The sequence below is a fragment of the Pseudomonas sp. QD4 genome (genome assembly GCF_049199125.1).
In the GTDB taxonomy this organism is placed as follows: Bacteria; Pseudomonadota; Gammaproteobacteria; order Pseudomonadales; family Pseudomonadaceae; genus Aquipseudomonas.
This window is the reverse complement of sequence record NZ_JBLZOM010000002.1, coordinates 1080659-1104980: the sequence shown is the minus strand read 5'-3', so window position 1 is coordinate 1104980 and position 24322 is coordinate 1080659. Positions and strand designations below refer to the sequence as shown.

Genomic DNA, 24322 nt, shown 5'->3' with positions numbered 1-24322 from the left:
GACCGCGCCCCGTGATGGCGCAATCCATGTTCCTGATGGGCCGCCATCCAGCCCGTGGATACGTCGCGCAAAGCCCCGTGCGGTGGGTGCTGTCATCCTTTCGAGCGACAACACGAATACCTCCTTGGTGCGCTTATCGCTCTCCTGTGGCGGCAGTAGGGTGAGGCCTTCTGTCACTCACCGGGGAAGACGCATGACAAAAACAACAATGCGCGCCATCTTCACGCCGCAGGCCCTGGCCGTCGCGGTGGCCATGGGCTGCTGCGGCCAGGCGCAAGCGGTCGCGTTCAATATCGGCGAGATCGAAGGGCACTTCGATTCATCGCTGTCCGTCGGCGCCAGCTGGGGCATGCGCAATGCCGACAAGGATTACGTGGGGACCGTCAATGGCGGCACCGCCCAGTCGTCCACCGGTGATGACGGACGCCTGAACTTCAAGAAGGGCGAGACCTTCTCGAAAATCTTCAAGGGCCTGCATGACCTGGAGCTCAAGTACGGCGACAGCGGCGTGTTCGTGCGCGGCAAGTACTGGTACGACTTCGAACTCAAGGACGAAGACCGCGAGTTCAAGCCCATCAGCGACCACAACCGCAAGGAGGGCGCCAAGTCGTCCGGGGCGCAGATCCTCGATGCCTTTGTCTACCACAACTATTCCATTGCCGACCTGCCGGGCACCGTGCGCGCCGGCAAACAGGTGGTCAGCTGGGGCGAGAGCACCTTTATCGGCAACTCGATCAACAGCATCAACCCGGTGGACGTTTCGGCATTCCGCCGGCCGGGGGCCGAGATCAAGGAAGGGCTGGTCCCGGTCAATATGCTGTTTGCGTCCCAGGGCCTGACCAACCAGCTGACGGTCGAAGGGTTTTACCAGCTGGAGTGGGACCAGACCGTGGTCGACAACTGCGGCACCTTCTTCGGCAACGATGTGGTGGCGGACGGCTGCACCACCGGCTACACCGTCGGCAGCCCGGGGGTGGCAGGTTTGCAACCGGTGGCGGCTGCGTTTGGCCAGGGCTTCCAGGTCACCCGTGAGGGGGTGATCCTGCCCCGTGGCGGCGACCGTGATGCCCGTGACTCCGGGCAATGGGGCGCGGCCCTGCGCTGGCTCGGCGATGACACCGAGTACGGCCTGTACTTCATGAACTATCACTCGCGGGGCCCGGTGGTCAGCACCACCACGGCCAATGTCAGCCCGACGACCCTGGCCGCCATTGGTGCCGCCGGCGCCGCTGCCGCGCCCACGGTCCCCGGCGCGGGCGCGGGCCTGGTGCAAAGCGTGATGCTCGGGCGCGGCCAGTATTACCTGGAGTACCCGGAAGACATTCGCCTGTACGGCGCGAGCTTCTCCACCACCTTGCCCACCGGCACCGCCTGGAGCGGGGAAATCAGCTACCGGCCCAACGCACCGGTGCAAATCAATACCAATGACGTGACCCTGGCCCTGCTCAACCCGATTGCCGGTGGTGCGGCATCGCCGATCCAGACCACCTTCGGTGCCGACAACACCGGTTACCGGCGTAAGGAAATCACCCAGCTGCAAAGCAGCATGACCCAGTTTTTCGACAACGTGATAGGCGCCGATCGCCTGACCCTGGTGGGTGAGGCCGCCATTGTGCGGGTCGGCGGCCTGGAGTCGAAAACCAAGCTGCGCTACGGGCGCGATTCGGTCTACGGCCAGTACGGGTTCAACGGCGACACCGACGGTTTCGTCACTGCCACGTCCTGGGGTTATCGCGCGCGGGCGATTCTCGATTACAGCAACGTGATCGCCGGGATCAACCTCAAGCCCAACCTGTCGTGGTCCCACGACGTCAAGGGCTACGGCCCCAACGGCCTGTTCAACGAAGGCGCCAAGGCCGTCAGCCTCGGGGTCGATGCCGATTATCGCAATACCTATACCGCCAGCCTCAGCTACACCGATTTTTTCGGCGGTGACTACAACACCCTCACCGACCGCGACTTCCTCGCGTTGAGCTTCGGCGTGAACTTCTGATCAAGCATGAGAAGGACAACTTTATGCGCAAGATGATTTTGCAATGCGGGGCCCTGGCCTTGAGCCTGCTGGCAGCCAACGTGATGGCGGCCGTCACGCCGCAGGAAGCCGACAAACTCGGCACCAGCCTGACCCCGCTGGGAGCGGAGAAGGCCGGTAATGCCGACGGCTCGATTCCGGCCTGGACCGGCGGTATCCCGAAAAACGCCGGGGCGGTGGACAGCAAGGGCTTTCTCGCCGACCCGTTCGCCAATGAAAAACCGCTGTTCGTGATCACTGCGGCCACGGTCGACAAGTACAAGGACAAGCTGTCGGACGGTCAGGTGGCGATGTTCAAGCGCTACCCGGAAACCTACAAGATCCCGGTCTACCCGAGCCATCGCACCGTGGGCCTGCCGCCGGATATCTACGAGTCAGCCAAGCGCAGCGCGCTGAATGTGACCACGATCAATGAGGGCAACGGCCTGGCCAATTTCACCGGCAACCGTTACTACGCCTTTCCGATTCCGAAGAACGGCGTCGAGGTGCTGTGGAACCACATCACCCGTTACCACGGCGGCAACCTCAAACGCATCATCACCCAGGCCACCCCGCAGACCAACGGCAGCTACACGCCGATCCGCTTCGAGGAAGAAGTGGCAGTGCCGCAGCAGATTCCCGACCTGGACCCGGAAAAAGGCGCCAACGTGCTGACCTTCTTCAAGCAGTCGGTGACGGCCCCGGCGCGCCTGGCCGGTAACGTGCTGCTGGTGCACGAGACCCTGGACCAGGTCAAGGAACCGCGCTCAGCCTGGATCTACAACGCTGGCCAGCGTCGGGTGCGGCGTGCCCCGCAAGTGGCCTATGACGGGCCGGGTACGGCCTCCGACGGGCTGCGCACCTCGGACAACTTCGACATGTTCTCCGGCGCGCCGGATCGCTACGACTGGAAGCTGGTGGGCAAGAAGGAGATGTACATCCCCTACAACAGCTACAAGCTGGATTCGCCAAGCCTCAAGTACGACGACATCATCAAGGCCGGGCATATCAACCAGGACCTGACCCGCTATGAGCTGCACCGGGTATGGGAGGTGGTCGGCACGGTCAAGCCCAACGAACGGCATATCTACGCCAAGCGCCATATGTACCTCGACGAGGACAGCTGGCAGGTGGCGCTGGTCGACCATTACGACGGTCGCGGCCAACTGTGGCGGGTGGCCGAGGGGCATGCGCAGTTCTATTACGATCACCAGGTGCCGGCCTACACGGTCGAGACCCTGTACGACATCATCGCCGGGCGCTACATCGCCCTGGGCATGAAGAACGAAGAGAAGCACAGCTTCGAATTCGGCTTCGCCGCCAAGGCCGCCGACTACACCCCGGCAGCGCTGCGGGCGTCGGGGGTGCGTTGACGCCCAGGCGTTACCGGATGGGCAGAAGGCGACCGTTGGGTCGCCTTTTTTATGGGCCCTGATCAGCCTGCTGAATACTTCTCAACAAGTGGGGAGTTGAGGGCTAGGGTGATGCCACGCTGGCTAAAACTATAAAAAAGGCACGTTGCGATGACCGCCATGACTCACCGTCTGGACCGTCCTGGTCTCATGCCCCGCTTGTCCTCCCATCACCTGTGTCGCAGTCGTCTGAGCAGCCCGTTGCTGGCCTCTCAGGCGCGGGTCAGATTGCTCTGTGCCCCGGCCGGCAGTGGCAAGACCGCACTGCTTGCCGAGTGCCTGTTGCAGGCGCCGCCCCAGGTGCACGTGTGCTGGTTACCGATGGCGGGAGCCGAGCAGGGCGCCGCCGATTTTGCCGGCCTGTTGGCCGAGGCCCTGGGCCTGCAGGCCCGCGACGAACTGTCGTTGCTGGCGTATCTGGCGCGTCTGCAAACCCCGACCTGGCTGTTTATCGATGACTATTGCCGTGTTGGCTGCGCCGGCCTCGACGGGTTGCTCGATCGGTTGCTGGCGGTCAGCAGCCCGGCCCTGACCTGGTGGTTGGGGGCCCGGCGCCGGCCCCAGTGCAACTGGCCACGGCTGCTGCTCGACGATGAGCTGTACGAGTGCGATGGCGCGCAACTGGCCTTCAGCCAGGCGGATATCGAGCAGTTGCTGCAACAACTGCCGCAACCGATGTGCGCGCAAACCGCCAGCCGGATCCTGCAACGCAGCGCCGGTTGGTGCGCCGGGGTGCGCATTGCCCTGCTCGAAGGCAGCGAGTTGGCAGCGCAGCCCTGCAAGCAGGGGCGGCCCAACACCCTGCGTGAATACCTGGAGCACGAGCTGTTCAGCCTGTTGTCGGCCGAGCTGGCCGAAGCCTGGCAGGTGCTGGCTCATCTGCCGCGCTTCAACGCGGCGCTGTGTGAGCATTTGTTCGGCGCCGGCGAGGGCGCGCAGTATTTGCGTGATCTGCAGGAGTTGGGTTGCTTTATCGAGCCCTGGGACGCCTCGGCCGACTGGTTGCAAGTGTTCCCGCCCCTGGCGCGGCTGATGCAGGATGAGGATTGTCCGGCCGGCCGTACCTGGCACCGGCGCGCCTGCCAGTGGTTTATCGCGCAGGAGGACTGGCAGACGGCGTTCGAGCAGGCGCTGCTGGCCCAGGAGTACGAGGTCGCCGTCAGCCTGTTGCAGCACTTCAGCTTCGAGCACCTGTTCGAACAGCAGAACGTGGTGTTGCTGCTGCGCCTGTACGAGCAGCAGGGTGAAGAGTTGATGCTGGGCAGCCCGCAATTGGTCGGGCTGCTGACGGCCGCTTTGCTGTTTGCCGGGCGCTTCGATCAGGCCGAAGCCTGTGTCGCGCAGATGGCCCGTTTCACCCCGCAACCCAGTGCCAGCCTGCAACGGCAATTGATCGCCCGCTGGCAAACGCAGCGCGGCTGCCTGTTGCATCTGCAAGGTTGCATGGAGCCTGCGCGCGAACACTTTCTCCAGGCCCTGGATGAGCTGTCGCCCAGTGCCTGGCCGGCGCGCCTGTTGTGCCTGTCGGGCCTGACCCAGCAGGCCCTGCTCAGGGGCGAACTGGATGTGGCCCAGGCAATCAACCGTGAAGCGCTGTGCCTGGCGCGGGCGCAGAATTCGCTGCTGTTCGAAGGCCTGCTGGAGTTGGATCACGCGCAACTGCTGGAACAGCGCGGCGCCCCCCACAGGGCCGAGAGCCTGCTGGCGCGGCTGGATGAGTTGCTGCGTCGGCAAACCCGGCGGGCGACGCCGCTTTTGGGGCGGATTGCCTTGCGTCGCGGGCGCCTGGCCTTGCGCCAGGGCAATGAGCCGCAGGCGGCGGAGTACTTTCAGGCGGGGCTTGAGCAGTGCCTGCGCAGCCAGGACAAGCGGGCGTTGTACGGGTTTCTCGGGCAAGCGCTGCTGGCGGGGAATCGCGGTGACTACGCCCAGGCCTTTGTCCTGCTGCGCGACGCCGAGCGGCTGATGCAGCAGCGGCAGATCCCGGACACGGTGTACCGCGGGGTGCTGCTGCAGATCAGCAGCCATTTCTGGTTGCAGCAAGGGCGTCCAGAGCTTGCTCATGAAGCCTTGAGCCGGGTGCTGCGCCACTATCAGGGCGCAGGCGCGGTACAGGCGCCACCCGCCACGATCGAACTGATCCCGCGGATCGAATACCTGCTGGTGCTGGCCCAGGTTCACCTGGGGCAAGCCGAGGCGCCGCTGGCCAAGCTGCAGCGGTTGCTGGAGCAGGCCCGACAGCAGGGCATGCTGGGTTTACAGGCCGAACTGCAACTGGCCCTCGCCGAAACCGCCTACCTGCTGGGGGACGTTGAGTTGTCCGGGCAGGCGCTGCAGGCCGGCATGGCCCTGGCCGCCCGTTGCCAACTGCCCCAGGCGCTGCACGAATTGCGCCTGCGTCAGCCGGATATGTTGCTGGTCCGCGAAGTGCCGCTGCCTGACGCCGACCAGCCCCTGGCCAGCGACAATCCTCTGAGCCTGCGTGAGCTTGAAGTGCTGCAACTGATCGCCCTCGGCAGCTCCAACCAGCAGATTGCCGAACAGCTATTCATCTCCCTGCACACCGTGAAAACCCATGCGCGCCGGATCCACAGCAAACTCGGGGTAGAACGACGCACCCAGGCCGTGGCCAAGGCCAAAGCACTGGGCCTGATGAATTGAATGACCTCACCGGTAGCCGCTGCCGATAGTCAGCGGCGACGTTCAGGGTTGATAACCCATGCGCCAACTGACGGCCTGGCTTGCGGCCAGCAGGCGGCGGGCGGCGGGGCCGTCTTCGTCGGCGTGGAACAGCGAGGTCGGCCCGACCACCGTCAGCACGGCGGCGATCTTGCCCATGGCGTCGAACACCGGCGCCGACAGGGCGTCGACCCCCGGCATCAACAGCCCATGCACATGGTGCAGGCCGCGATGGCGGATCTGCTCGCAGACCTCGGCGTACACCTGCTCGTCCGCCAGGGCATGGGGACTGCCGGCCTGAAGTTCCTGCTGGCGCAGGTCGACGCTTTCCCGGTTGGGCAAATAGGCGCCAAACACCAGGCCGGTGGATGAACTGAGCAAGGGCAGCACCGAGCCCAGCTGCGTCACCACCGTCACCGCACGCACCGCCGGTTCGATATGAACCACGGTCGCGCCCTGATTGCCCCAGACCGCGAGGAAGCAGGTTTCATTCAGTTCGTCGCGCAGTTCCGCCAGGGGCAGGGCGGCGACCTTCAGTACATCCATGCTGCTCAACGCCGCCAGCCCCACGCGCAGGGCTTCGCGGCCCAGTCCGTAGTGGTTGGTGGTGCTGTTCTGTTCGGCAAAACCGCTGGCGATCAAGGCTTGCAGGTAGCGGTGGACCTTGCTTGCCGGCATCTGCACGTGTTCGGCCAGGCGCGACAGCGAAGTGGACGGTGCCAACTGCGCCAGGGCCTTGAGAATGTCGGTGCCGACCTCGGCCGAGCGGACTTTCTGTTTACCGTTGCTGTCGCTGGTGCTGCGCGGCTTTTCCATGGAGGCGGTGTGATCCCGAGACGAATGGGCGTCTTTATAGCTTGACGGTCAATACCAATCAAATTACGTTATGCGTAATTGGATTACGATAAAAATAACGCCGCGTGCCGAGACTTCCAGCAATGGAGCAGGGCATCGCCGCCCACTCCATTCACAGGAGGCTCCATGAACCTCGATTCCACGCCGTCCGGCCTGGCCTATCAGTCGGGCTTCGGCAACGAATTCGCCAGCGAAGCATTGCCAGGCGCATTGCCCGTCGGCCAGAACTCCCCGCAAAAAGCCCCTTACGGCTTGTACACCGAACTCTTTTCCGGCACCGCCTTCACCATGGTCCGCAGCGAAGCGCGACGGACCTGGATGTACCGCATCCAGCCCTCGGCCAATCACCCGGCCTTTGCCAAGTTGGCGCGTCAGCTGGCGGGCGGTCCGCTGGGTGAGGTGACGCCCAATCGGCTGCGCTGGAACCCGCTGGATATGCCTGCCGAGCCGACCGATTTCATCGACGGTCTGGTGAGCATGGCGGCCAACGCACCGGCACAGAAACCCGCCGGCATCAGCGTCTATCACTACCGCGCCAACCGCTCCATGGAGCGGGTGTTCTTCAATGCCGATGGCGAGCTGCTGCTGGTGCCCGAGCAGGGTCGCCTGCGCATCGCCACGGAACTCGGCGTGTTGGAGCTTGAGCCGCTGGAAATCGCCGTGTTGCCCCGCGGCCTGAAGTTTCGTGTCGAACTGCTGGACCCCGAGGCGCGCGGCTATGTCGCCGAGAACCACGGCGCGCCGCTGCGCCTGCCGGACCTGGGCCCCATCGGCAGCAATGGCCTGGCCAACCCGCGGGATTTCCTGACCCCGGTCGCCCATTACGAAGACCTCAAGCAGCCCACCCCTCTGGTGCAGAAGTTCCTCGGCGAACTCTGGGGCTGCGAACTCGACCACTCGCCGCTGAACGTGGTGGCCTGGCACGGCAACAACGTGCCGTACAAATATGACCTGCGCCGTTTCAACACCATCGGCACCGTGAGTTTCGACCACCCGGACCCATCGATCTTCACCGTGCTGACCTCGCCCACCAGCGTGCACGGCCTGGCCAACCTCGATTTCGTGATCTTCCCGCCGCGCTGGATGGTGGCCGAAAACACCTTCCGGCCGCCGTGGTTCCACCGCAACCTGATGAACGAATTCATGGGCCTGATCCAGGGCGCCTACGATGCCAAGGCCGAAGGTTTCCTGCCCGGCGGCGCGTCCCTGCACAGCTGCATGAGCGCCCACGGCCCGGACGGCGAAACCTGCACCAAGGCGATCAATGTCGAACTGCAACCGGCCAAGATCGACAACACCATGGCCTTCATGTTCGAGACCAGCCAAGTGCTGCGCCCGAGCCAGTTCGCCCTGGAGTGCCCGCAGTTGCAGAACAATTACGACGCTTGCTGGGCCTCGCTGCCCGCCACCTTCAACCCCAATCGGAGATAACCCATGAGCCAGCCAACCATCACCCGCAGTTGGGTTGCCTCCGCCAACGGGCATGCCGATTTCCCTTTGCAGAACCTGCCCCTGGGCGTTTTCAGTCGCAACGGTTCGGCACCGCGCTTTGGCGTGGCAATCGGCGAGCACATATTCGATCTGGAAGCCGCGCTGGAGGCGGGCCTGCTTGAAGGCGCCGCCCGCAGCGCCGTCGAGGCCGCACGTGGCGGGCAGTTGAATGCCTTCTTCGAACTGGGGCGTGGCCCACGGGTGGCCCTGCGCGAACGCCTGCTGGAACTGCTGGGCGAAGGCAGCACCCTGCATGGCAAGATCCAGGCCCAGGGCGCCAAGCTGTTGTCCCTGGCGGCCGACTGCCAGATGCACCTGCCGGCGAAGATCAACGACTACACCGACTTTTATGTCGGTATCGAACACGCGCAAAACGTCGGCAAGCTGTTCCGCCCCGACAACCCGCTGCTGCCCAACTACAAATACGTGCCCATCGGCTACCACGGGCGCGCGTCGACCATCCGCCCCTCGGGCGCCGAGGTTCGCCGGCCCAAGGGGCAGACCCTGCCTGCCGGCCAGACCGAGCCGAATTTCGGCCCGTGTGCGCGGCTCGACTACGAGCTGGAACTGGGAATCTGGATTGGCCAGGGCAACCCGATGGGGGACTGCATCGCCATCGCCGATGCCGCCGAGCATATCGCCGGCTTCTGCCTGCTCAACGACTGGTCGGCGCGGGATATCCAGGCCTGGGAATACCAGCCCCTGGGCCCGTTCCTGTCGAAAAGCTTTATCACCAGCATCTCGCCCTGGGTGGTGACGGCCGAAGCCCTGGAGCCATTCCGTCGCGCTCAACCCGCGCGTCCCGAGGGTGATCCACAGCCGCTGCCGTACCTGCTCGATGCCCGGGACCAGGCTGCGGGTGGCTTCGATATCGAACTCGAGGTGCTGCTGACCACCGCCGCCATGCGCGAGCAGGGCCTGCCGGCCCACCGCCTGACCTTGAGCAACACCGGGTACATGTACTGGACCGTGGCGCAGATGGTCGCGCACCACAGCGTCAACGGCTGCCAGTTGCAGGCCGGCGACCTGTTCGGTTCGGGGACCTTGTCCGGCCCGGAAAACGGCCAGTTCGGCAGCCTGCTGGAAATCACCGAGGGCGGCAAAAAGCCCATCGAGTTGCCCAGCGGCGAGGTGCGCAAGTTCCTCGAAGATGGCGACGAAATCATCCTGCGCGGGCGTTGCCGGCGTGAAGGTTTCGCCTCCATCGGCTTCGGCGAATGCCGGGGCACCGTCCTGCCGGCCCGCTAAGAGGTGTGCGCCATGGAGCTCTATACCTATTACCGTTCGACGGCGTCGTATCGGGTGCGCATTGCCCTGGGGCTCAAGGGCCTGGACTTCCAGGCCATCCCGGTCAATTTGCTGGTGCCCAAGGGCGGCGCCAACCGTCAGCCGCAGTACCTGGCGATCAACCCCCAGGGGCGGGTGCCGGCGCTGCGCACCGATGACGGTGAGGTGCTGGTCCAGTCACTGGCGATCGTCGAATTCCTCGACGAACGTTATCCACAGGTGCCGCTGCTGTCCCGGGAGCTGGCAACCCGTGCCCATGAGCGTGCGGTGGCGGCGATGATTGCCTGCGACATCCACCCGCTGCACAACTCCAGCACCCAGAACCTGTTGCGTGAATGGGGCCACGAGGACGCGCAGTTGCAGGTGTGGATCGAGCACTGGATCAGCCAGGGCCTGGCGGCTGTGGAGCAACTGATCGGCGATCACGGCTATTGCTTTGGCGAGCAGCCGGGGCTGGCCGATGTGTTCCTGATTCCACAGTTGTATGCCGCCGAGCGCTTCAAGGTGTCGCTGGCGGCCTACCCACGGATTCTCCGGGTTGCGGCGCTGGCCGCAGAGCACCCGGCATTCCGCGCGGCGCACCCCGCCAACCAGCCCGACACCCCGGCCTGAGGCGCCTGCACGCCCCCAGCCAGACCTGGGGGCGGCAGACCTCTGGGTCACTCAAGGTTTCAAGGGCTCCGCAACGGAGCCTGCTCCATCCCCACCTGCAACCCTGCTGTACATAACGAAAAAAACAGAACAGGTACCTTGCGATGCACAATCAGATTGCCAGCTTTCGGGCGGCGCTCGACGCCCGTCCGGTGTCGCGTTATCAGTGGTTACTCTTGCTGCTATTGGCGTTGCTGTTGGTCACCGACGGCTATGACGCTCAGGTTCTGGGGTACGTGGTGCCGGCCCTGGCCCGGGACTGGGGCCTGGAAAAAGCCGCCTTCGGCCCGGTGTTCAGCGCCAACCTGTTGGGCCTGACCCTGGGCTCGCTGGCCGTGACGCCCTTGGCGGACCGTTTTGGTGTGCGGCGGATTCTGCTCTGCTGCGTACTGATCTACGCCAGCCTCACGGTGTTGATGATCTTCGCCAACTCCCTGAACACCCTGATGGCAGCGCGCTTTATCTGCGGCATCGGCATGGGAGGAGCGATGCCCAGTGCCATGGCGCTGATGTCCGATTATTCGCCGCCGCGCCTGCGCACCCTGATGGTGACCTTGGCCGCCTGCGGGTTTTCCTTTGGTGGTGCGGCGGGTGGTTTTGTCGCGGCCGGGTTTATTGATCGCTTCGGCTGGGAGGCGGTGTTCCTGGCCGGCGGCGTCACGCCCTTGCTGCTGTTTCCGTTTCTCGCCTGGTGCCTGCCCGAATCCCTGCCACGCCTGCTGCGTGACGCGCCGCCCTATGCGCGCCTGCGTAAAGTCAGTGCGCGAATGCTGCCCGACTGGACGCCACCGGCCGCATCGGCCGAGCAGAACGCGCAGGAGCAGGGCAGCCAACTGACGGTGATCGAACTGTTCCGCCACGGCTATGCGCGGCCGACCCTGCTGATCTGGTCGACGTTTTTCGTCAGCCTGATCCTGCTGTATTTCATGATCAGCTGGTTGCCTTCGCTGTTGCTGGAAAGCGGGCTGGGCCTCAATCAGGCGAACCTGGTGACATCGATGTTCCTGTTCGCCGGCACCCTCGGCGCCATCTGCATGGCCTGGTTCGCCGACCGTCTGAAGCGCAAGGTGCGCCTGCTCTCGGGCGTCCTGGCTGCGGCTGCGGTCTGCACCATTCTGCTGGGCCTCAACCACGACAGCCCGCGTTATCTGGTGGCTTTTGTGTTCGCCGCCGGGTTTTGCATCATCGGCGGGCAACTGACCCTCAACGCCTTCGCCAGTAACTTCTACCCGGCCCATGTGCGGGCCACGGGCACCGGCTGGGCCCTGGGCGTCGGTCGCTTCGGCTCGATTCTCGGGCCGCTGTTCGGCAGCATGCTGCTGGCGATGCATGTGCCGGTGCAGCAGATTTTCTTCTTCTGCGCGATTCCGGCAGTGATCGCGGCGCTGCTGATTATCCAGGTGCGTTCGCCGCTGGACGTTTCGCCGACGCCAGCGGACCAGCCCCAGGCCGCGACCCGTTGATTGCAGGGCAGGTCAGGCCGCTGTCGCGCGGATCAGGCGCAGGCCCCAGCCGGTGGCGATTGTGCCATCTGCGCGTTGCAGCGCAGTGACCGAGGTTTCCAGGCGTTGCTTCAACAACGCCTGGCCGGCGGCTGATAGCCGATCCAGGTCATAGGTGTCGTTGAGCGCGGTCCAGAGTTCGTCGAAGTGTGGGGCCCACTCCACGTCCAGCTCGTCGAACTCGATGCCACTGAAGCGGGCGCCGAGCAGCTCGCGCCAGCCCGCTTCCGAACGGGTGCGCGGATCGCCCATGGGCAAGGCAGGCAGGGCGTGCTCCCGGGCCACGCTGCGAAAGGCCTGCAGGTAGAGCTCGCCGATTTCCCCCAGGAGAAACCCCCGGCCGACAATCGCCGCGAATTGTCCGCCCGGGCGCAGCACCCGGTGAGTCTCGTCGAGTACCTGTTGCAGGTCATCCATCAACATCAAGGCCAGGTGCGACAGCGCCACGTCGACGCTGGCCGCAGGCAGTGACAGGGCCTGGGCGCGTTCGTGCAGCAGTTGTCCGCGCGTCCCCAGGCGCTGGCGCGCGGCTGCGAGTTCGCTGTGGCTCATGTCGACGCCGATCAGCGCCAGCTCCGGGTCCTGTTCGGCCAGCAGTTGCAGCAGGTAACCATCGCCACAGGCGATATCCAGCACCGTCTGCGCCAGCGCTGTGCATTTCACGGTCGAGGCCAGTACCGCGTAGGAAGAGCCGCGTCCGGCAATGTTCAGGGGAGCGAAGGCGACGCTGGTGGTGCCGGGGCGGCGCTGGTGAAAATCCTGCAGGAACAGCTCGGTATCGGACAGTGCGTGCATCAAGGGTCATCCATGAGTCAGGGCCAGGAGCGTGATCGCTCAAATGCTGGCAGGTTCGGGCGGGTGGCGGCGGGCGATGCCAGGCGGGAGCAGCGGCAGGCTCAATGCACGATGGTATTGGGCGGCAAGTGGCCCAGGCGTTCGGTCAGGCGCAGGCGCTGGATCGGGTCCTCGCTGAGCAGTAGGGCGTGCTCCAGGTCGAAGCGTTCGGCGTTCGGGCAGTCCAGGCGCTGGTAGAGACTGGCGCGGGCCAGGTAGTCGGCGGCGCTGGCGTTGCCCAGTTCCAGCACCCGCTCGGCATCGATCAGGGCGCCGAGGTTATCATCGTTGGCCAAGTGCAACTGGCGCAGGTTGCGCGACAGGCGCTGGAGAATCTGCACCGGCTGCGCGGTGAGCATGTGTTCGGCGACGAGCTTGATGTTGTTGCCGTACTGGCGTTGCAGCAGTTCACGGCAGTCGGCGGGGTACAGGCGTCGGCCGCCACAAGGGTCCAGCAGGTGGTCGGCGCCGGGCACGCGCAACAGGAAATGCCCGGGGAAGTTGACCCCCACCAGGGGGATTTCCAGGCGCCGCGCCAGCTCCAGGGCAATCAGCCCCAGGGCCAGGGGCTGCCCGCGCCGACGTTGCAAGACCTTGTCCAGCAAGGCCGCCTGGGCGCGCAGCGGTGTGGCTTCGTCCTGCTGGAAGCCCAGGTCATTCATGCGCCGCAACAAAGGCTGGCCCAGTTCGCTGACCGGCAGCATGGGCAAGCCCGAGCTGATCCGCTGTTGCAAATCCTTGAAGTCGTGCAGCAGGTCTTCGGGGGCGACAGCGGTGTCGTGCTCGGCGGCAATCCACAGCGCCGCTTCGAAGAGTGCGGGCGGGGAGCGGTGCAGGCAGGCGAAAAAAGCTTGGCGCGGGTTCATCTCGATCTCCGACGGATGCCTCGTTTTAGCCCGCTGACGCTCGTTCGTCCAGTACTGCACACACGCCGTAGCAGGTTATTTCCTAAAGCCCGCATAGGCCTTGGGCTTATTCCCGAGCGCTCCAGCAAATTCCAGGCGCAAGCCTATACTGGCGTCTACAAGAAGTGATTCGGGGAGCCCGACGATGTTCGCTCTCATGCAAAGCACTCGCCTTGAATCGCTGCACCTGAGCGTTGATCCGGTCACCGGATTGAAGGCGGTGATTGCCATTCATTGCAGCCGCCTGGGGCCCGCGCTGGGCGGCTGTCGTTACCTTGCCTACCCCGACGATGAAAGTGCCGTGGCGGATGCTGCGCGCCTGGCCCAGGGCATGAGCTACAAGGCCTCACTGGCCGGGCTGCCCCAGGGCGGCGGCCAGGCGGTGATCATTCGTCCGCCCCATGTGGAAAGTCGCGCCGCGCTGTTCGAAGCCTTCGGTCGCTGTATCGAGCAGCTCGACGGGCGCTACATCACCGCCATCGACAGCGGCACCTCGGTGGCCGACATGGATTGCATCGCGCAACAGACCCAGCACGTCACCAGCACCAGTGCCGCCGGCGACCCTTCGTCCTATGCCGCCCTTGGCGTGTTCGCCGGGATACGCAGCACGGCCATGGCGCGCCTGGGCAGTGACAACCTGGAAGGCCTGCGCGTGGCGATCCAGGGCCTGGGCAATGTCGGCTTCGCCCTTGCCGAGCAGTTGCACGCCGCCGGGGCCGAGTTGCTGGTCAGCGACATCGACCCGGGCAAGGTGCAACTGGCCATGGAGCAACTGGGCGCCCACCCGATTGCCAACGATGCGCTGCTCAGCACCCCGTGCGACATCCTCGCGCCGTGCGGCCTGGGCGCCGTGCTCACCAGCCACAGCGTGGCGCAATTGCGCTGTTCGGCGGTGGCAGGTTCGGCCAACAACCAACTGACCAACCTGCAGGTGGCCGATCAACTGGAGCGCCGCGGCATCCTCTACGCACCGGACTACGTGATCAATGCCGGTGGGCTGATCTATGTCTCGCTCAAGCACCGCGGTGAAGAGTTGTCGACCATCACCGCCCATCTCTCGAAAATCAGCTCGCGGTTGACCGAAGTCTTCGCCCACGCCCAGGCCGAAAAACGCTCCCCGGCCCGGGTGGCGGATGAGTTGGCGGAGCGGGCGTTGTATCGCCAGGCATAGGCGTCTTAACCGTTGCGCGTGCTCGCTGTAACATCAGCGCCCGCAACGGTTGCAGGCGTGAGCCCAACCCCCGACTGCTCAACTGACACGGAATGTATTCGACGATGCTTGAAGCGCTGGACACTGGGCTGGATCAGCAGTTGGCGTCTCGATTGCGCGGCGGCGCGGACATTGAGGCGATACGTGCTGTTCTGGTGCAGTACCGGGACAAGGGTTTTACAGCGCAGGCGGTGTACAACCATCTGCAATTCATCAGGCTTGCAGCGCCTGAAGACGTTGAAGATCGCATCCTGGAAGCCATGGATATAGCATCCGGGTACTGCTCGGCAGGGTGCAGGGTGTGGGACGTCGCGCAATGACAGAAGCAGATACGGATCGGGCGTTGACCGGGTGCTCTGTCAGGGACTTGCAGCTCTATGCTGCCGGGTGCCTGGCGGCCTACTGCACGGGCAAGGGGCTGGCTCACCCGTCCATCGATGACTTGCTGAAACACCTCAATGCTTATCCGGAACACGATCATCTACTGGCGTGGGAGAGGGCGGGGGCGTTACTGGCATTGAATGGTCGGGGCGATGATTTGCCGAAGGAGCTTGTCGCCTTGATGTCGTCTCAAGATATCGAGGCGTTCTCCAGCATTGTCGATAGCGCGGTCGAAGTCGGAATTGTCGATCTGTATGGAGACTCAACGGACTTGCCTGCCAGCTTTGTGCGAAACATCAGGTTCATGCTGCGTCGCAATGGGATTGATGTACCTGGTATGAAAGAGACGATCTCAGCCTGATGGACCGCTGCAAAGAGGCCGTGGCTCTGCCCCATGCATGAAAAAAGCCCTGTGCCAGGGGCACAGGGCTTATTCAATTCGGGTGACGCTTATTTCGCAGCCTTGGCCGCTTTCGCCGGCTTGGTCGGCGCTTCGACTTCAGCGGGCTGCTCCGCTTCGACAGTCTCCACTACGGGAGCGGGAGCGCTGAGCAACTCGGACAGGGCGTCCGGCTGGCTCTTGAATGCCTTGGCGAACACATCGCGGTTTTTCGCCATGTAGATCCCGGCTTCTTCCACTTGCTGCTCGCTCAGCGACGGCACGGCTTTTTGCAGCACTTCGGCGAGCAATTCAGCCAGTTCGAGCATTTTGTCATGACGATCAGCTTCGGCTTTATCCATGAACAAGCGCTCCAGATCTCGGCTGCTGCGGTATACCACTTCGACGGCCATTTACCACCTCACATGCCTTCACGATAATTGGTCTTTTGCGACTACTGTATTTATATACAGGTCAAAGGATAGGCGAATCTCTGTCCCTTGGATAGTGGCTTTTTAATGTAGCCGGGATTTTTGTTTTGTCGCGGGACAATTCCGTGGCCGGTTCGGGTTCGATAAAAAGTTGAACGTGCCTCATATCACGCCGCCATCATCTTACTGACGCGCCTCTGGCCTTTTTTCTGCATGCAGAACAACCGTCACGTCCAACCCGCATCATCCGGTCGAAGCGACCTAAGGAAAAACCATCGTGAAAATCAATTGGGCCGAGAACCTGCGGCAGAACGTTCATCAACTGGCCGAGTCCCTGGGCAATCTGTTTGTCGAGTCGTTCCATTACCTGGCGCTGTTCGCCATCGGTGCCGTGACCGCCTGGGCCGCGGTGATGGAGTTCCTGCAGATGATCGAGGCGGGTCATATCAAGATCGACGACATTCTGCTGCTGTTCATCTATCTCGAGCTGGGCGCTATGGTCGGGATCTACTTCAAGACCAACCACATGCCGGTGCGCTTCCTGATCTACGTGGCGATCACCGCCCTGACCCGGCTGCTGATCTCCAACGTCTCGCACCACAACCCGCCGGACGTGGGGATCATTTACCTGTGCGGCGGGATTCTGCTGCTGGCCTTCGCGATCCTGGTGGTGCGCTACGCCTCCTCGCAGTTCCCTTCGGTGAAGATCGAGAACCCGCAGCGCAAGCTCGGCGCGGGCTCCAGCGAGCATCCGGAAGTGGAGAAGGGCGAACTTTAAACCACCATGCCCAAGGGTGAAGGGCCGCTGCCGGCCGGTGGCGGCAGCTTCAGGCTGTCGCTGTTGGTCATGGCTTCAAGGATCGCCATGGCGCTGTGGCCCTGCTCGATGGCGATGCCGAACTGGATGCTTTGCACCAGGCGCTTGAGGCGTTGCGGATCATTGCGCTGATGGGCGCTGATCATGCGCTTGGCCACCACCCGCCCGGCCTTGGACAGGGTCAGCATGATGCTGCCGTCCAGGCCCTGGATGCTCAGGTTGACCTGGTACTCCGGGGTGAAGGTGTCGGTAATCAGTTGAAATGGGTTATCCATGATGCGTCACCGCTTGATTGGATCGTGCAGTCATTGACCGGCAGTGATCGAGATTAGTTCGCGATACCAGACCACTGGCAGGCCGTTCGCTGAGGTTTGATAACGTCCGTATTCCTCAAGGGCTGACAAAGCAAGGGGCATGCCGCTAACCACGAAACCCAGTAAACGCAGGCATAAAAAAGCGGACCATGAGGTCCGCTTTTTTTATCGACGCCCGTTTCAGGGCACGACCGAATAAATGATCGCTGACAGTGCGATCAGGCCGATCAGCACCACGAACACATTCGACAGCCGGCCTGAATACTGGCGCAGTGAAGGCACGCGCCGGATCGCGTACATCGGCATCAGGAACAACAGGCAGGCGATCACCGGACCGCCCATGGTTTCGATCAGGCGCAGGATGCTCGGGTTGAGGGTGGCCACAGCCCAGCAGGTGACGATCATGAACAGCGCAGTCAGGCGCTCCAGCCAGCTCGCGGAAATCACCCGGCCACGGCTGCGCAGGCTTTTCACGATCAGGCCCTGGAAGCCTTCGCTGGCACCCAGGTAGTGGCCGAGGAAGGACTTGGTGATTGCCACCAGGGCGATCAGGGGCGCGGCGTAGGCGATGACCGGGGTCTGGAAGTGATTGGCCAGGTACGACAGGATCGAGATGTTCTGCGCCTTGGCCGCCACCAGGTCGGCCGGTGACAGGGCCAATACGCAGCTGAAGCAGAAGAACATCACCGTCAGCACCATCATCGCGTGGGACATGGCCAGGATCGCGCTGCTTCTGGGTTCGGCCTGGGCACCGTACTGACGCTTCTGATCGACCGCGAACGCGGAAATGATCGGCGAGTGGTTGAAGGAAAACACCATCACCGGGATCGCCAGCCACAGGGTCTTGAAGAACAGCGACAGCGGCATGCTTTCGCTGGCCGAGGCGAGGAAGGCGCCGTTCCAGTTCGGGATCAGGCTCAGCGCCAGCAGCAGCAAGGCGGCGACAAAGGGGTAGACCAGCACGCTCATGGCTTTGACGATCACGCCCTGTCCGCATCGCACGATGGCCATCAGGCCGAGGATCAGTGCCAGGGACAAAACCGCCCGGGGCGGCGGGGCAATGTGCAGCTGGTGTTCCAGGAAGTTGGTGAGGGTGTTGGTCAGCGCCACGCTGTACATCAACAGAATCGGGAAGATGGCGAAGAAGTACAGCAGGGTGATCAGCTTGCCCGCGCCTACTCCGAAGTGTTCCTCCACCACTTCAGTGATGTCACCGGAGCGCCCCGAGAGCACGAAACGGGTCAGCCCGCGATGGGCAAAGAAGGTCATCGGAAACGCCAGCAACGCCAGCACGATCAGCGGCCAGAAGCCGCCGACGCCGGCGTTGATCGGCAAAAACAGGGTGCCGGCACCGATGGCGGTGCCGTACAGGCCGAGCATCCAGGTGGTGTCGTGCTTGCTCCAGCCCTTGCGGGTGGTGGTGTCGCGGGTGGTCGCCGTGGAAACGGGTGGTGCAGCGGGATTTTCGGCAGCAGGTGTTCGTGCATCGGTCATCGGTATCGCCTCGTTATTATTTTTGCTCGGGCTCACGTGGGGCGGACAGTCAGGCCATGCTCCTCAGCATTCGACCCAACTCACGGCCAGGCCGCCCCGTGAAGTTTCTTTGTATTTGTCATGCATATCGGCGCCGGTATCGCGCATGGTGCGGATCACTCGGTCCAGGGAAATAAAGTGTTTGCCATCCCCGCGCAGGGCCATTTGCGTGGCGTTGATCGCCTTGACCGCGGCGATTGCGTTGCGCTCGATGCAGGGCACCTGCACCAGGCCGCCGACCGGGTCGCAGGTCAGGCCGAGGTTGTGCTCCAGGCCGATTTCGGCGGCGTTTTCCAGCTGCTCCGGGGTCGCGCCGAGGATTTGTGCCAGGCCGGCGGCGGCCATGGCGCAGGCGGAGCCAACCTCACCCTGGCAGCCGACTTCGGCGCCGGAGATCGAGGCGTTTTTCTTGCAGAGGATGCCCACCGCTGCCGCGCCGAGGAAAAAGTTGATGACGTCGTCCTCGCAGGCGTCGGCGTTGAACTTCATGTAGTAATGCAGCACCGCCGGAATGATCCCTGCAGCGCCGTTGGTCGGGGCGGTGACCATGCGCCCGCCGGCGGCGTTTTCCTCGTTCACCGCGAGGGCGAACAGGTTGACCCACTCCATGGCCGACAAGGTTGAGCTGATGACATTCGGCTTGCCGATTTCCAGCAGGCTGCGGTGCAATTTGGCCGCGCGCCGTGGCACGTCTAGGCCGCCGGGCAGGGTGCCTTCGTGGCGCAGGCCCTGCTCGACACACTCGCGCATCACCGACCAGATATGCAGCAGGCCGCTGCGGATCTCGGCCTCGCTGCGCCAGGCTCGTTCGTTGGCCATCATCAGCTCGCCAACGCTCAGGCCGTGCTGCTTGCACAGCGCCAGCAACTGGGCGGCGCTGTTGAAGTCGTAAGGCAGTTCGACGCTGTGGCCCGCGGCGGCGCCGGCGGCGACTTCGGCGGCTTCGACGATAAATCCGCCACCGACCGAGTAGTAGGTCTGCTCCCACAGCGGGCCGTTGGCATCAAAGGCGGTCAGGGCCATGGCGTTCGGGTGGTAGGGCAGGCTTTCGTCGAGCAGCAGCAAGTCACGGTGCCAGTCGAAGGCGATGGTGGAGCGGCCGCCCAGGCTGAGTTCGCCTGATTCGCGCAGGTGCTGGATGCGTGGGCCGATGCTGCTCGGGTCGATGCTGTCGGGCCATTCGCCCATCAGCCCCATGACGCTGGCACGGTCAGTGGCATGTCCGACACCGGTGGCGGAAAGCGAGCCGTACAGGCGGATTTCGACCCGTTGTACCTGGGCGTGCAGGCCCTGGTCGAACAGCGATTGGGCGAAGGTCGCGGCGGCGCGCATCGGGCCCACGGTGTGGGAGCTGGAAGGGCCGATGCCGACTTTGAAGAGATCGAAAACACTGATAGCCATGCTAAAGCCTTACAAGCAATGGAGGAGGAATCGCTGCCATTTTTTGTAGGCCGAGCGCAATGTCGGCGATACTGCCTGCCTCGGTCAGCACTGACCAACGAAACTTCCTAAGACAGCCTTTAGCAGGACTAAACGATGAGCCGTCAGTTTCATGCCCAGACTTATGTCTGGCTGCATGTGTTTTCCTGTGCCGCACGGCACTTGTCGTTCACCCGCTGCGCGGAGGAGTTGCATATCACCCCAGGGGCGGTCAGCCAGCAGATCCGGCAGTTGGAGGAGCGCCTGGGTTTTCGCCTGTTTCATCGCCGTGCCCGTGGCGTGGAGTTGAGCGCCGAAGGCCAGCGCCTGGCGGTCACGGTGAACGAGGCCTACGGCAGCATCGACGCCGAACTGCGGCGGTTGGATGCGGGGATGATCAGCGGAATCCTGCGCTTGCGTTCGATCCCGTCTTTTCTCGGCAAATGGCTGACACCGCGCCTGCCGCGCTTGCAGCAGCGTTTTCCGGATATCCAGTTGCGGCTGGTTGCGGAAGACAGCAGCGTGGCCCTGCACGAGGGCGACTTTGACCTGGCCATCGACCTCAACGACGGCAGTTACCCGGGGTTGTTATCCACAGCCCTGCTGGACGAGCAGATCTTTCCGGTCTGTGCCCCGAGCCTGCTGCGTGGGCGTCCGCCGCTGCATGGGCCGGCGGACCTGGTGCACTTTCCGTTGCTGCACGACATCACCGCCTGGCGTGGCAGCTATGAGTATGCGGAGTGGGAGTTCTATCTGAATGCCATCGGTTTCGAAGGCGCGGACGTGCGGCGCGGGCACACCTTCAACCGCAATCATCTGACGATCGAGGCGGCCATTGCCGGGATGGGCGTGGCCATCGCCCGGCGAACCTTGCTCAACGATGAGCTGGAGCGTGGCACCTTGATCGTGCCGTTCGGCCTCGCCGTGCCCAACCACAAACGTTATGTATTGATGTATGCACCGGGTGCGCTGAGCCACCCAGGCGTGCGTGCGGTGCATGACTGGCTGGTGGAGGAAGCGGAGATTTTTCGCGGCATGCACCCGCTGGGCGAGGGGCAATTATGAGCAAAGATGACAGAGTACGAGGGCGACCCAACTCCCGACATTAACAGCGCTTTTGCTGCTTGTCCGGGTTTATTTGCGAATGAATATTTATCTTTTTTTGGGGGTTGAATTGTTCGCCGCTCTGCCCAACTCTAGTAAACAAGAGGCCACGAAAACGACACCGCAAGGTGTTACCGGGTCTCTCGCGAGCTAGCTGAAATAAGGGAAGAACTATGCAAATCCAAGTCCATAGCGATAACCATATTCAAAGCAGCATCCGTCTGGAGGAGTGGGTAAAAAATACTGTTGAGAGCACCCTGGAACGCTACGAAGAAGATTTGACCCGGGTTGTGGTTCACCTGCGGGACGAGAACGGCGACAAGCCCGGTCCCCACGATTTGCGCTGCCAACTGGAGGCGCGGCCAAAAGGCCATCAACCGATTTCTGTAACGCACAAGGCCGACACACTGGAGCAGGCGATCGACGGAGCTGCCATCAAGCTCGAAAGCGCCCTGGAGCACATGTTCGGCAAGTTGCGCAGCAAACGCGCTGCCGCCACGCCTACAGCCGATAGCGGCGAGGCCGACGCACTGCTTGAAGAAGAATTTCTGGAAAACGAACAGGCTGCACTCAATAGCTGACGCCTGAGAAAGTCCCCCACCAACGGGCCTGCATTTGCAGGCCCGTTTTGTTTTGTGGGCACGAATGGCAAAGGTTGTCGGCGATCAGAAGGCGACCGAAGTCTGCACGTACAGGGTGCGTGGTTCGCCGACGTATTTGCCCATGTTGTTGTCGTCGAAGGAGCGGGTGAAGTACTGGTGGTTGAGGATGTTTTTCACCCCCACCGCCACGTTCAGGTCAGACAGCTGCGGACCGAAATCGTAGGCTGCGCGACTGCTGAACAGCATGTAGCCCGGGATATTGCCGACGTTGCCCATGGCGTTTTCCGCCGAGGTATTGGCGTTGTCGGCGAATTGGCTGCTCTGGTAACTGCTGTCGAGGTTGAGCTTCCATGCACCTTGGGTGTAGCCCAGGCCCAGGGTGCCTTTATGCCGGGATGAAAACGGTACGCGATTGCCCTTGTTCGGCCCGTCCTCGCGGATGGTGGCGTCGACATAGGCATAGGTCGCGTACAGGTCGAAGCCGGTCAGGGCCGGGCTCAGGCCGTCGAGGGCATAGTTGATGCTGCTCTCGATCCCCTGATGGCGGGTTTCACCGCGGGCGATCACGGTGTCGTTGGTCTGGTTGCTTTCATATTGGTTGTCGAAATTGATCAGGAACGCCCCGACTTCGGCGCGCAGGCCGCCGTTCTCATAGCGGGTGCCCAATTCCCAGGTTCGGGCTTTTTCCGGCTTGATCGCGCCTTTGTCGACGCGGTTGCGCATCTGGCTGTATTGCACGCTGCCGAATGAACCTTCGGTGTTGGCGTACAGGTTCCAGCTGTCGTTGAGGTGATAGAGCACGTTCAATGCCGGCAACGCGGTGTTGTAGTCGCCCTTGTACTGGGCATTGAGGCGCTTGTCGGTCTGCTCCGACTCGATCATCTCGTAGCGAATGCCAGGGGTGATGGTCCATTTGCCGATATCGATGCGATCGTCGAGGAAAATCGCATGGGCTTCGGTGCTGCCCCGGGTGTTGCGGTCCCTGGCATCAGCCGTGGTGGGCAACTGCTGGGCGGCAATCGGTGTGATGAAGCGCTGTTCGTGGCCCGCTTCGTTGATGTAGCGGTAGCCCAGGCCCAGTTCGTGGCTGGTGGGGCCGAGGTCGAAACCTTGGGCGAAACGGCTTTCCAGCCCGCGCACCCAGTACTCGCGTGGCGACAGTGAAATAACGGTGCGCTGATCCAGATAGCCACTGCGCAGGGTCTTGGTGAAGAAGCTGTTGACGGTGAATTCCCGGCGATCTTCCTGGTAGCGGTAGCCGACATTGAACATCGTGCGCCGGCCCCAGAATTTGTCGAACGGCCGGGTCGACTGATACGGATCAGCCTTGTACGCCGCAGTGCTCAAGCCGCCTGGCATATCGGCCTGGCCCTCGTAGTACTGAGCCATGGCGTTGAAGCTGTTGGCCTCGTCGAGTTGATACTTGCCCTTGAGAATCAGGTCGTCGATCTGCGTGTCGCTGTGTTCGCGCCAGTCGCCGCCGCGGGTGCCGGAGTACAGCAGCGCGCCGCCCAGGCCATTGTCGGCGGTGCCGCCGGCCAGCAGGTTGCCGGTGGTCTTGAAGCCGTCATGGCTGGACGACGGACTGGTCTCGGTCTGCACCCCGCCCTTGAGCGTGGGTTCATCGGGAATCGCCCGGGTCACGAAGTTGACGATCCCGCCGACGTTCTGCGGCCCGTAGCGCACCGCGCCGCCGCCGCGCACCACGTCCACGGCGTCCATGTTGCCCATGCTGATGGGAGCGAACGACAGCTGCGGCTGGCCATAGGGTGCGAACGGTACCGGGATCCCATCCATCAACACCGTCGAGCGCGATGCCAGGCGCGGATTGAGCCCACGGATACCGAAGTTCAGCGCCATGTCGTGGCTGCCGGTGCCGTTGTTTTCCGGTGCGTTGACCCCGGGAATGCGGTTGAGCACATCCCGGGCCTGGGTCGCGCCCTGGCGTTCGAATTCTTCACGGCGGATCACGTCCCGAGCGCCGGGATGCTCGAACACGTTGCTCTGCGCCGCATCGCCCAGCCAGTCCCCGACCACGCTCGACGCCCCCAGCTCCAGGGGCGCCGGGGTGTTGTCGTTGCTCAGCGGTTGCAGGCTGTAGGCGTTGTTGCCTTCGGCCCGGGCTTGCAGGCCGGTGCCGTCGAGCAGCAGCTTCAAGCCTTGTTCGGTGCTGTAGTGGCCGTCCAGGCCGGGGCTCTGCACGCCGTTGGTGACCTGTGAGCCAAAGGAAATCAGCACCCCGGCTTCACGGCCGAACTGGTTGAGCGCACTTTCCAGGGACGCGGGGGCAATGTGATAAGCCTTGGCCTGGGCGGCGTCCGCATGGGCCATGGGCAGGGCGCCGAAACTCAGGCTGGCGCCCAGCATCCAGTTGCGTAGCGTGCGGGCTAGTGGGGTAAGGCGAGGGGTGTGCTGGGGCATGGCTGACTGTCCAGAGAAGGGGGGAATCAAGGTGGCTTTCCTTGTCTGTCACTCGAGCTGTGCAAAACGGCTCAGCCGCCAGCA

The 24322-nt window shown here is 63.4% G+C and carries 20 protein-coding genes and 1 pseudogene; 13 read left to right on the top strand and 8 right to left on the bottom strand.

Annotated features, from left to right (window positions below):
* Positions 1-193 precede the first annotated feature (193 nt).
* The 3 genes from ACOZJV_RS16015 to ACOZJV_RS16005 all read left to right on the top strand — a co-directional run bounded on the left by ACOZJV_RS16015 (position 194) and on the right by ACOZJV_RS16005 (position 6084).
* The gene (locus tag ACOZJV_RS16015) at positions 194-1993 is read left to right on the top strand and encodes a DUF1302 domain-containing protein (protein ID WP_201129492.1); all 1800 of its coding nucleotides are present in this window, start codon (positions 194-196) and stop codon (positions 1991-1993) included.
* 23 nt (positions 1994-2016) lie between these two features.
* Positions 2017-3384: a DUF1329 domain-containing protein gene (locus ACOZJV_RS16010; RefSeq protein ID WP_201129494.1), complete on the top strand. Its 1368-nt coding sequence runs from the start codon at positions 2017-2019 to the stop codon at positions 3382-3384.
* Between the two features lie 150 nt (positions 3385-3534).
* Positions 3535-6084: a LuxR C-terminal-related transcriptional regulator gene (locus ACOZJV_RS16005; protein WP_421548029.1), complete on the top strand. Its 2550-nt coding sequence runs from the start codon at positions 3535-3537 to the stop codon at positions 6082-6084.
* A gap of 42 nt (positions 6085-6126) precedes the next feature.
* On the opposite strand, the gene ACOZJV_RS16000 is transcribed toward ACOZJV_RS16005, so the two are convergent.
* A complete protein-coding gene (locus ACOZJV_RS16000) occupies positions 6127-6918 on the bottom strand; it encodes an IclR family transcriptional regulator (protein ID WP_201129498.1) in 792 nt (263 codons plus the stop codon).
* Between the two features lie 165 nt (positions 6919-7083).
* Between ACOZJV_RS16000 and hmgA the strand changes: the two genes are divergently transcribed.
* From hmgA to ACOZJV_RS15980, 4 genes are all read left to right on the top strand, one after another.
* The gene (gene hmgA / locus ACOZJV_RS15995) at positions 7084-8388 is read left to right on the top strand and encodes a homogentisate 1,2-dioxygenase (RefSeq protein ID WP_201129500.1); all 1305 of its coding nucleotides are present in this window, start codon (positions 7084-7086) and stop codon (positions 8386-8388) included.
* 3 nt (positions 8389-8391) lie between these two features.
* Positions 8392-9696 (top strand): fumarylacetoacetase, encoded by a 1305-nt coding sequence (gene fahA, locus ACOZJV_RS15990; RefSeq protein WP_421548028.1) that lies wholly within the window; start codon positions 8392-8394, stop codon positions 9694-9696.
* A 12-nt stretch (positions 9697-9708) separates the two neighbouring features.
* Complete coding sequence (gene maiA / locus ACOZJV_RS15985) at positions 9709-10347, top strand: maleylacetoacetate isomerase (RefSeq protein WP_421548027.1); 639 nt, start codon at positions 9709-9711, stop codon at positions 10345-10347.
* Positions 10348-10490: 143 nt separating this feature from the next.
* Complete coding sequence (locus tag ACOZJV_RS15980) at positions 10491-11849, top strand: MFS transporter (protein WP_421548026.1); 1359 nt, start codon at positions 10491-10493, stop codon at positions 11847-11849.
* Between the two features lie 12 nt (positions 11850-11861).
* Here ACOZJV_RS15980 and ACOZJV_RS15975 read toward each other — a convergent pair whose 3' ends face one another.
* On the bottom strand, positions 11862-12683 hold the full coding sequence (locus ACOZJV_RS15975; RefSeq protein ID WP_421548025.1) for a class I SAM-dependent methyltransferase: 822 nt from the start codon (positions 12681-12683) through the stop codon (positions 11862-11864).
* Between the two features lie 101 nt (positions 12684-12784).
* The gene (locus ACOZJV_RS15970) at positions 12785-13588 is read right to left on the bottom strand and encodes a SirB1 family protein (RefSeq protein ID WP_020298354.1); all 804 of its coding nucleotides are present in this window, start codon (positions 13586-13588) and stop codon (positions 12785-12787) included.
* A 184-nt stretch (positions 13589-13772) separates the two neighbouring features.
* Between ACOZJV_RS15970 and ACOZJV_RS15965 the strand changes: the two genes are divergently transcribed.
* The 3 genes from ACOZJV_RS15965 to ACOZJV_RS15955 all read left to right on the top strand — a co-directional run bounded on the left by ACOZJV_RS15965 (position 13773) and on the right by ACOZJV_RS15955 (position 15579).
* Positions 13773-14798 carry a Leu/Phe/Val dehydrogenase gene (locus ACOZJV_RS15965; RefSeq protein WP_020298355.1) on the top strand — a complete coding sequence of 342 codons (1026 nt, stop codon included), beginning with the start codon at positions 13773-13775 and terminating at the stop codon, positions 14796-14798.
* A 104-nt stretch (positions 14799-14902) separates the two neighbouring features.
* A complete protein-coding gene (locus ACOZJV_RS15960) occupies positions 14903-15157 on the top strand; it encodes a hypothetical protein (RefSeq protein WP_421548024.1) in 255 nt (84 codons plus the stop codon).
* Positions 15154-15579 (top strand): hypothetical protein, encoded by a 426-nt coding sequence (locus tag ACOZJV_RS15955; protein WP_421548023.1) that lies wholly within the window; start codon positions 15154-15156, stop codon positions 15577-15579. The genes ACOZJV_RS15960 and ACOZJV_RS15955 overlap by 4 nt, the downstream gene beginning before the upstream one ends.
* Before the next feature lie 176 nt (positions 15580-15755).
* Here the strand turns inward: ACOZJV_RS15955 and ACOZJV_RS15950 are convergent.
* Positions 15756-16010 (bottom strand): annotated as a pseudogene (locus ACOZJV_RS15950) (YebG family protein); the annotation flags it as partial.
* Between the two features lie 295 nt (positions 16011-16305).
* On the opposite strand from ACOZJV_RS15950, the gene ACOZJV_RS15945 reads away from it, so the two are divergent.
* A complete protein-coding gene (locus tag ACOZJV_RS15945; RefSeq protein ID WP_020298359.1) occupies positions 16306-16806 on the top strand; it encodes a phosphate-starvation-inducible protein PsiE in 501 nt (166 codons plus the stop codon).
* Here ACOZJV_RS15945 and ACOZJV_RS15940 read toward each other — a convergent pair.
* From ACOZJV_RS15940 to ACOZJV_RS15930, 3 genes are all read right to left on the bottom strand, one after another.
* On the bottom strand, positions 16803-17120 hold the full coding sequence (locus tag ACOZJV_RS15940; protein ID WP_020298360.1) for a DUF3509 domain-containing protein: 318 nt from the start codon (positions 17118-17120) through the stop codon (positions 16803-16805). The two genes, ACOZJV_RS15945 and ACOZJV_RS15940, sit on opposite strands and share 4 nt — an antisense overlap.
* A 219-nt stretch (positions 17121-17339) precedes the next feature.
* Positions 17340-18653 (bottom strand): serine/threonine transporter, encoded by a 1314-nt coding sequence (locus ACOZJV_RS15935; RefSeq protein WP_078469883.1) that lies wholly within the window; start codon positions 18651-18653, stop codon positions 17340-17342.
* 63 nt (positions 18654-18716) lie between these two features.
* Positions 18717-20093: an L-serine ammonia-lyase gene (locus tag ACOZJV_RS15930; protein ID WP_421548022.1), complete on the bottom strand. Its 1377-nt coding sequence runs from the start codon at positions 20091-20093 to the stop codon at positions 18717-18719.
* A 135-nt stretch (positions 20094-20228) separates the two neighbouring features.
* On the opposite strand from ACOZJV_RS15930, the gene ACOZJV_RS15925 reads away from it, so the two are divergent.
* Positions 20229-21176 (top strand): LysR substrate-binding domain-containing protein, encoded by a 948-nt coding sequence (locus ACOZJV_RS15925; RefSeq protein ID WP_020298363.1) that lies wholly within the window; start codon positions 20229-20231, stop codon positions 21174-21176.
* 212 nt (positions 21177-21388) lie between these two features.
* Positions 21389-21796, top strand: coding sequence for an HPF/RaiA family ribosome-associated protein (locus ACOZJV_RS15920; protein WP_201129520.1), 408 nt, complete (start codon positions 21389-21391; stop codon positions 21794-21796).
* Positions 21797-21880: 84 nt separating this feature from the next.
* Here the strand turns inward: ACOZJV_RS15920 and fecA are convergent, their stop codons facing one another.
* Positions 21881-24238, bottom strand: coding sequence for a TonB-dependent Fe(3+) dicitrate receptor FecA (gene fecA / locus ACOZJV_RS15915; RefSeq protein ID WP_421548021.1), 2358 nt, complete (start codon positions 24236-24238; stop codon positions 21881-21883).
* Positions 24239-24322: the final 84 nt, after the last annotated feature.

Bases quoted from the DNA above. Each gene is read 5' to 3' on its own strand.
- ACOZJV_RS16005 (WP_421548029.1), top strand. From the start codon at position 3,535: ATGACCGCCATGACTCACCGTCTGGACCGTCCTGGTCTCATGCCCCGC.
- maiA (WP_421548027.1), top strand. From the start codon at position 9,709: ATGGAGCTCTATACCTATTACCGTTCGACGGCGTCGTATCGGGTGCGC.
- ACOZJV_RS16010 (WP_201129494.1), top strand. From the start codon at position 2,017: ATGCGCAAGATGATTTTGCAATGCGGGGCCCTGGCCTTGAGCCTGCTG.
- ACOZJV_RS15940 (WP_020298360.1), bottom strand. From the start codon at position 17,120: ATGGATAACCCATTTCAACTGATTACCGACACCTTCACCCCGGAGTAC.
- ACOZJV_RS15930 (WP_421548022.1), bottom strand. From the start codon at position 20,093: ATGGCTATCAGTGTTTTCGATCTCTTCAAAGTCGGCATCGGCCCTTCC.
- fecA (WP_421548021.1), bottom strand. From the start codon at position 24,238: ATGCCCCAGCACACCCCTCGCCTTACCCCACTAGCCCGCACGCTACGC.
- ACOZJV_RS16000 (WP_201129498.1), bottom strand. From the start codon at position 6,918: ATGGAAAAGCCGCGCAGCACCAGCGACAGCAACGGTAAACAGAAAGTC.
- ACOZJV_RS15970 (WP_020298354.1), bottom strand. From the start codon at position 13,588: ATGAACCCGCGCCAAGCTTTTTTCGCCTGCCTGCACCGCTCCCCGCCC.
- ACOZJV_RS15955 (WP_421548023.1), top strand. From the start codon at position 15,154: ATGACAGAAGCAGATACGGATCGGGCGTTGACCGGGTGCTCTGTCAGG.
- ACOZJV_RS16015 (WP_201129492.1), top strand. From the start codon at position 194: ATGACAAAAACAACAATGCGCGCCATCTTCACGCCGCAGGCCCTGGCC.
- ACOZJV_RS15975 (WP_421548025.1), bottom strand. From the start codon at position 12,683: ATGCACGCACTGTCCGATACCGAGCTGTTCCTGCAGGATTTTCACCAG.
- ACOZJV_RS15960 (WP_421548024.1), top strand. From the start codon at position 14,903: ATGCTTGAAGCGCTGGACACTGGGCTGGATCAGCAGTTGGCGTCTCGA.
- ACOZJV_RS15925 (WP_020298363.1), top strand. From the start codon at position 20,229: ATGAGCCGTCAGTTTCATGCCCAGACTTATGTCTGGCTGCATGTGTTT.
- ACOZJV_RS15965 (WP_020298355.1), top strand. From the start codon at position 13,773: ATGTTCGCTCTCATGCAAAGCACTCGCCTTGAATCGCTGCACCTGAGC.
- fahA (WP_421548028.1), top strand. From the start codon at position 8,392: ATGAGCCAGCCAACCATCACCCGCAGTTGGGTTGCCTCCGCCAACGGG.
- ACOZJV_RS15935 (WP_078469883.1), bottom strand. From the start codon at position 18,653: ATGACCGATGCACGAACACCTGCTGCCGAAAATCCCGCTGCACCACCC.
- hmgA (WP_201129500.1), top strand. From the start codon at position 7,084: ATGAACCTCGATTCCACGCCGTCCGGCCTGGCCTATCAGTCGGGCTTC.
- ACOZJV_RS15980 (WP_421548026.1), top strand. From the start codon at position 10,491: ATGCACAATCAGATTGCCAGCTTTCGGGCGGCGCTCGACGCCCGTCCG.
- ACOZJV_RS15920 (WP_201129520.1), top strand. From the start codon at position 21,389: ATGCAAATCCAAGTCCATAGCGATAACCATATTCAAAGCAGCATCCGT.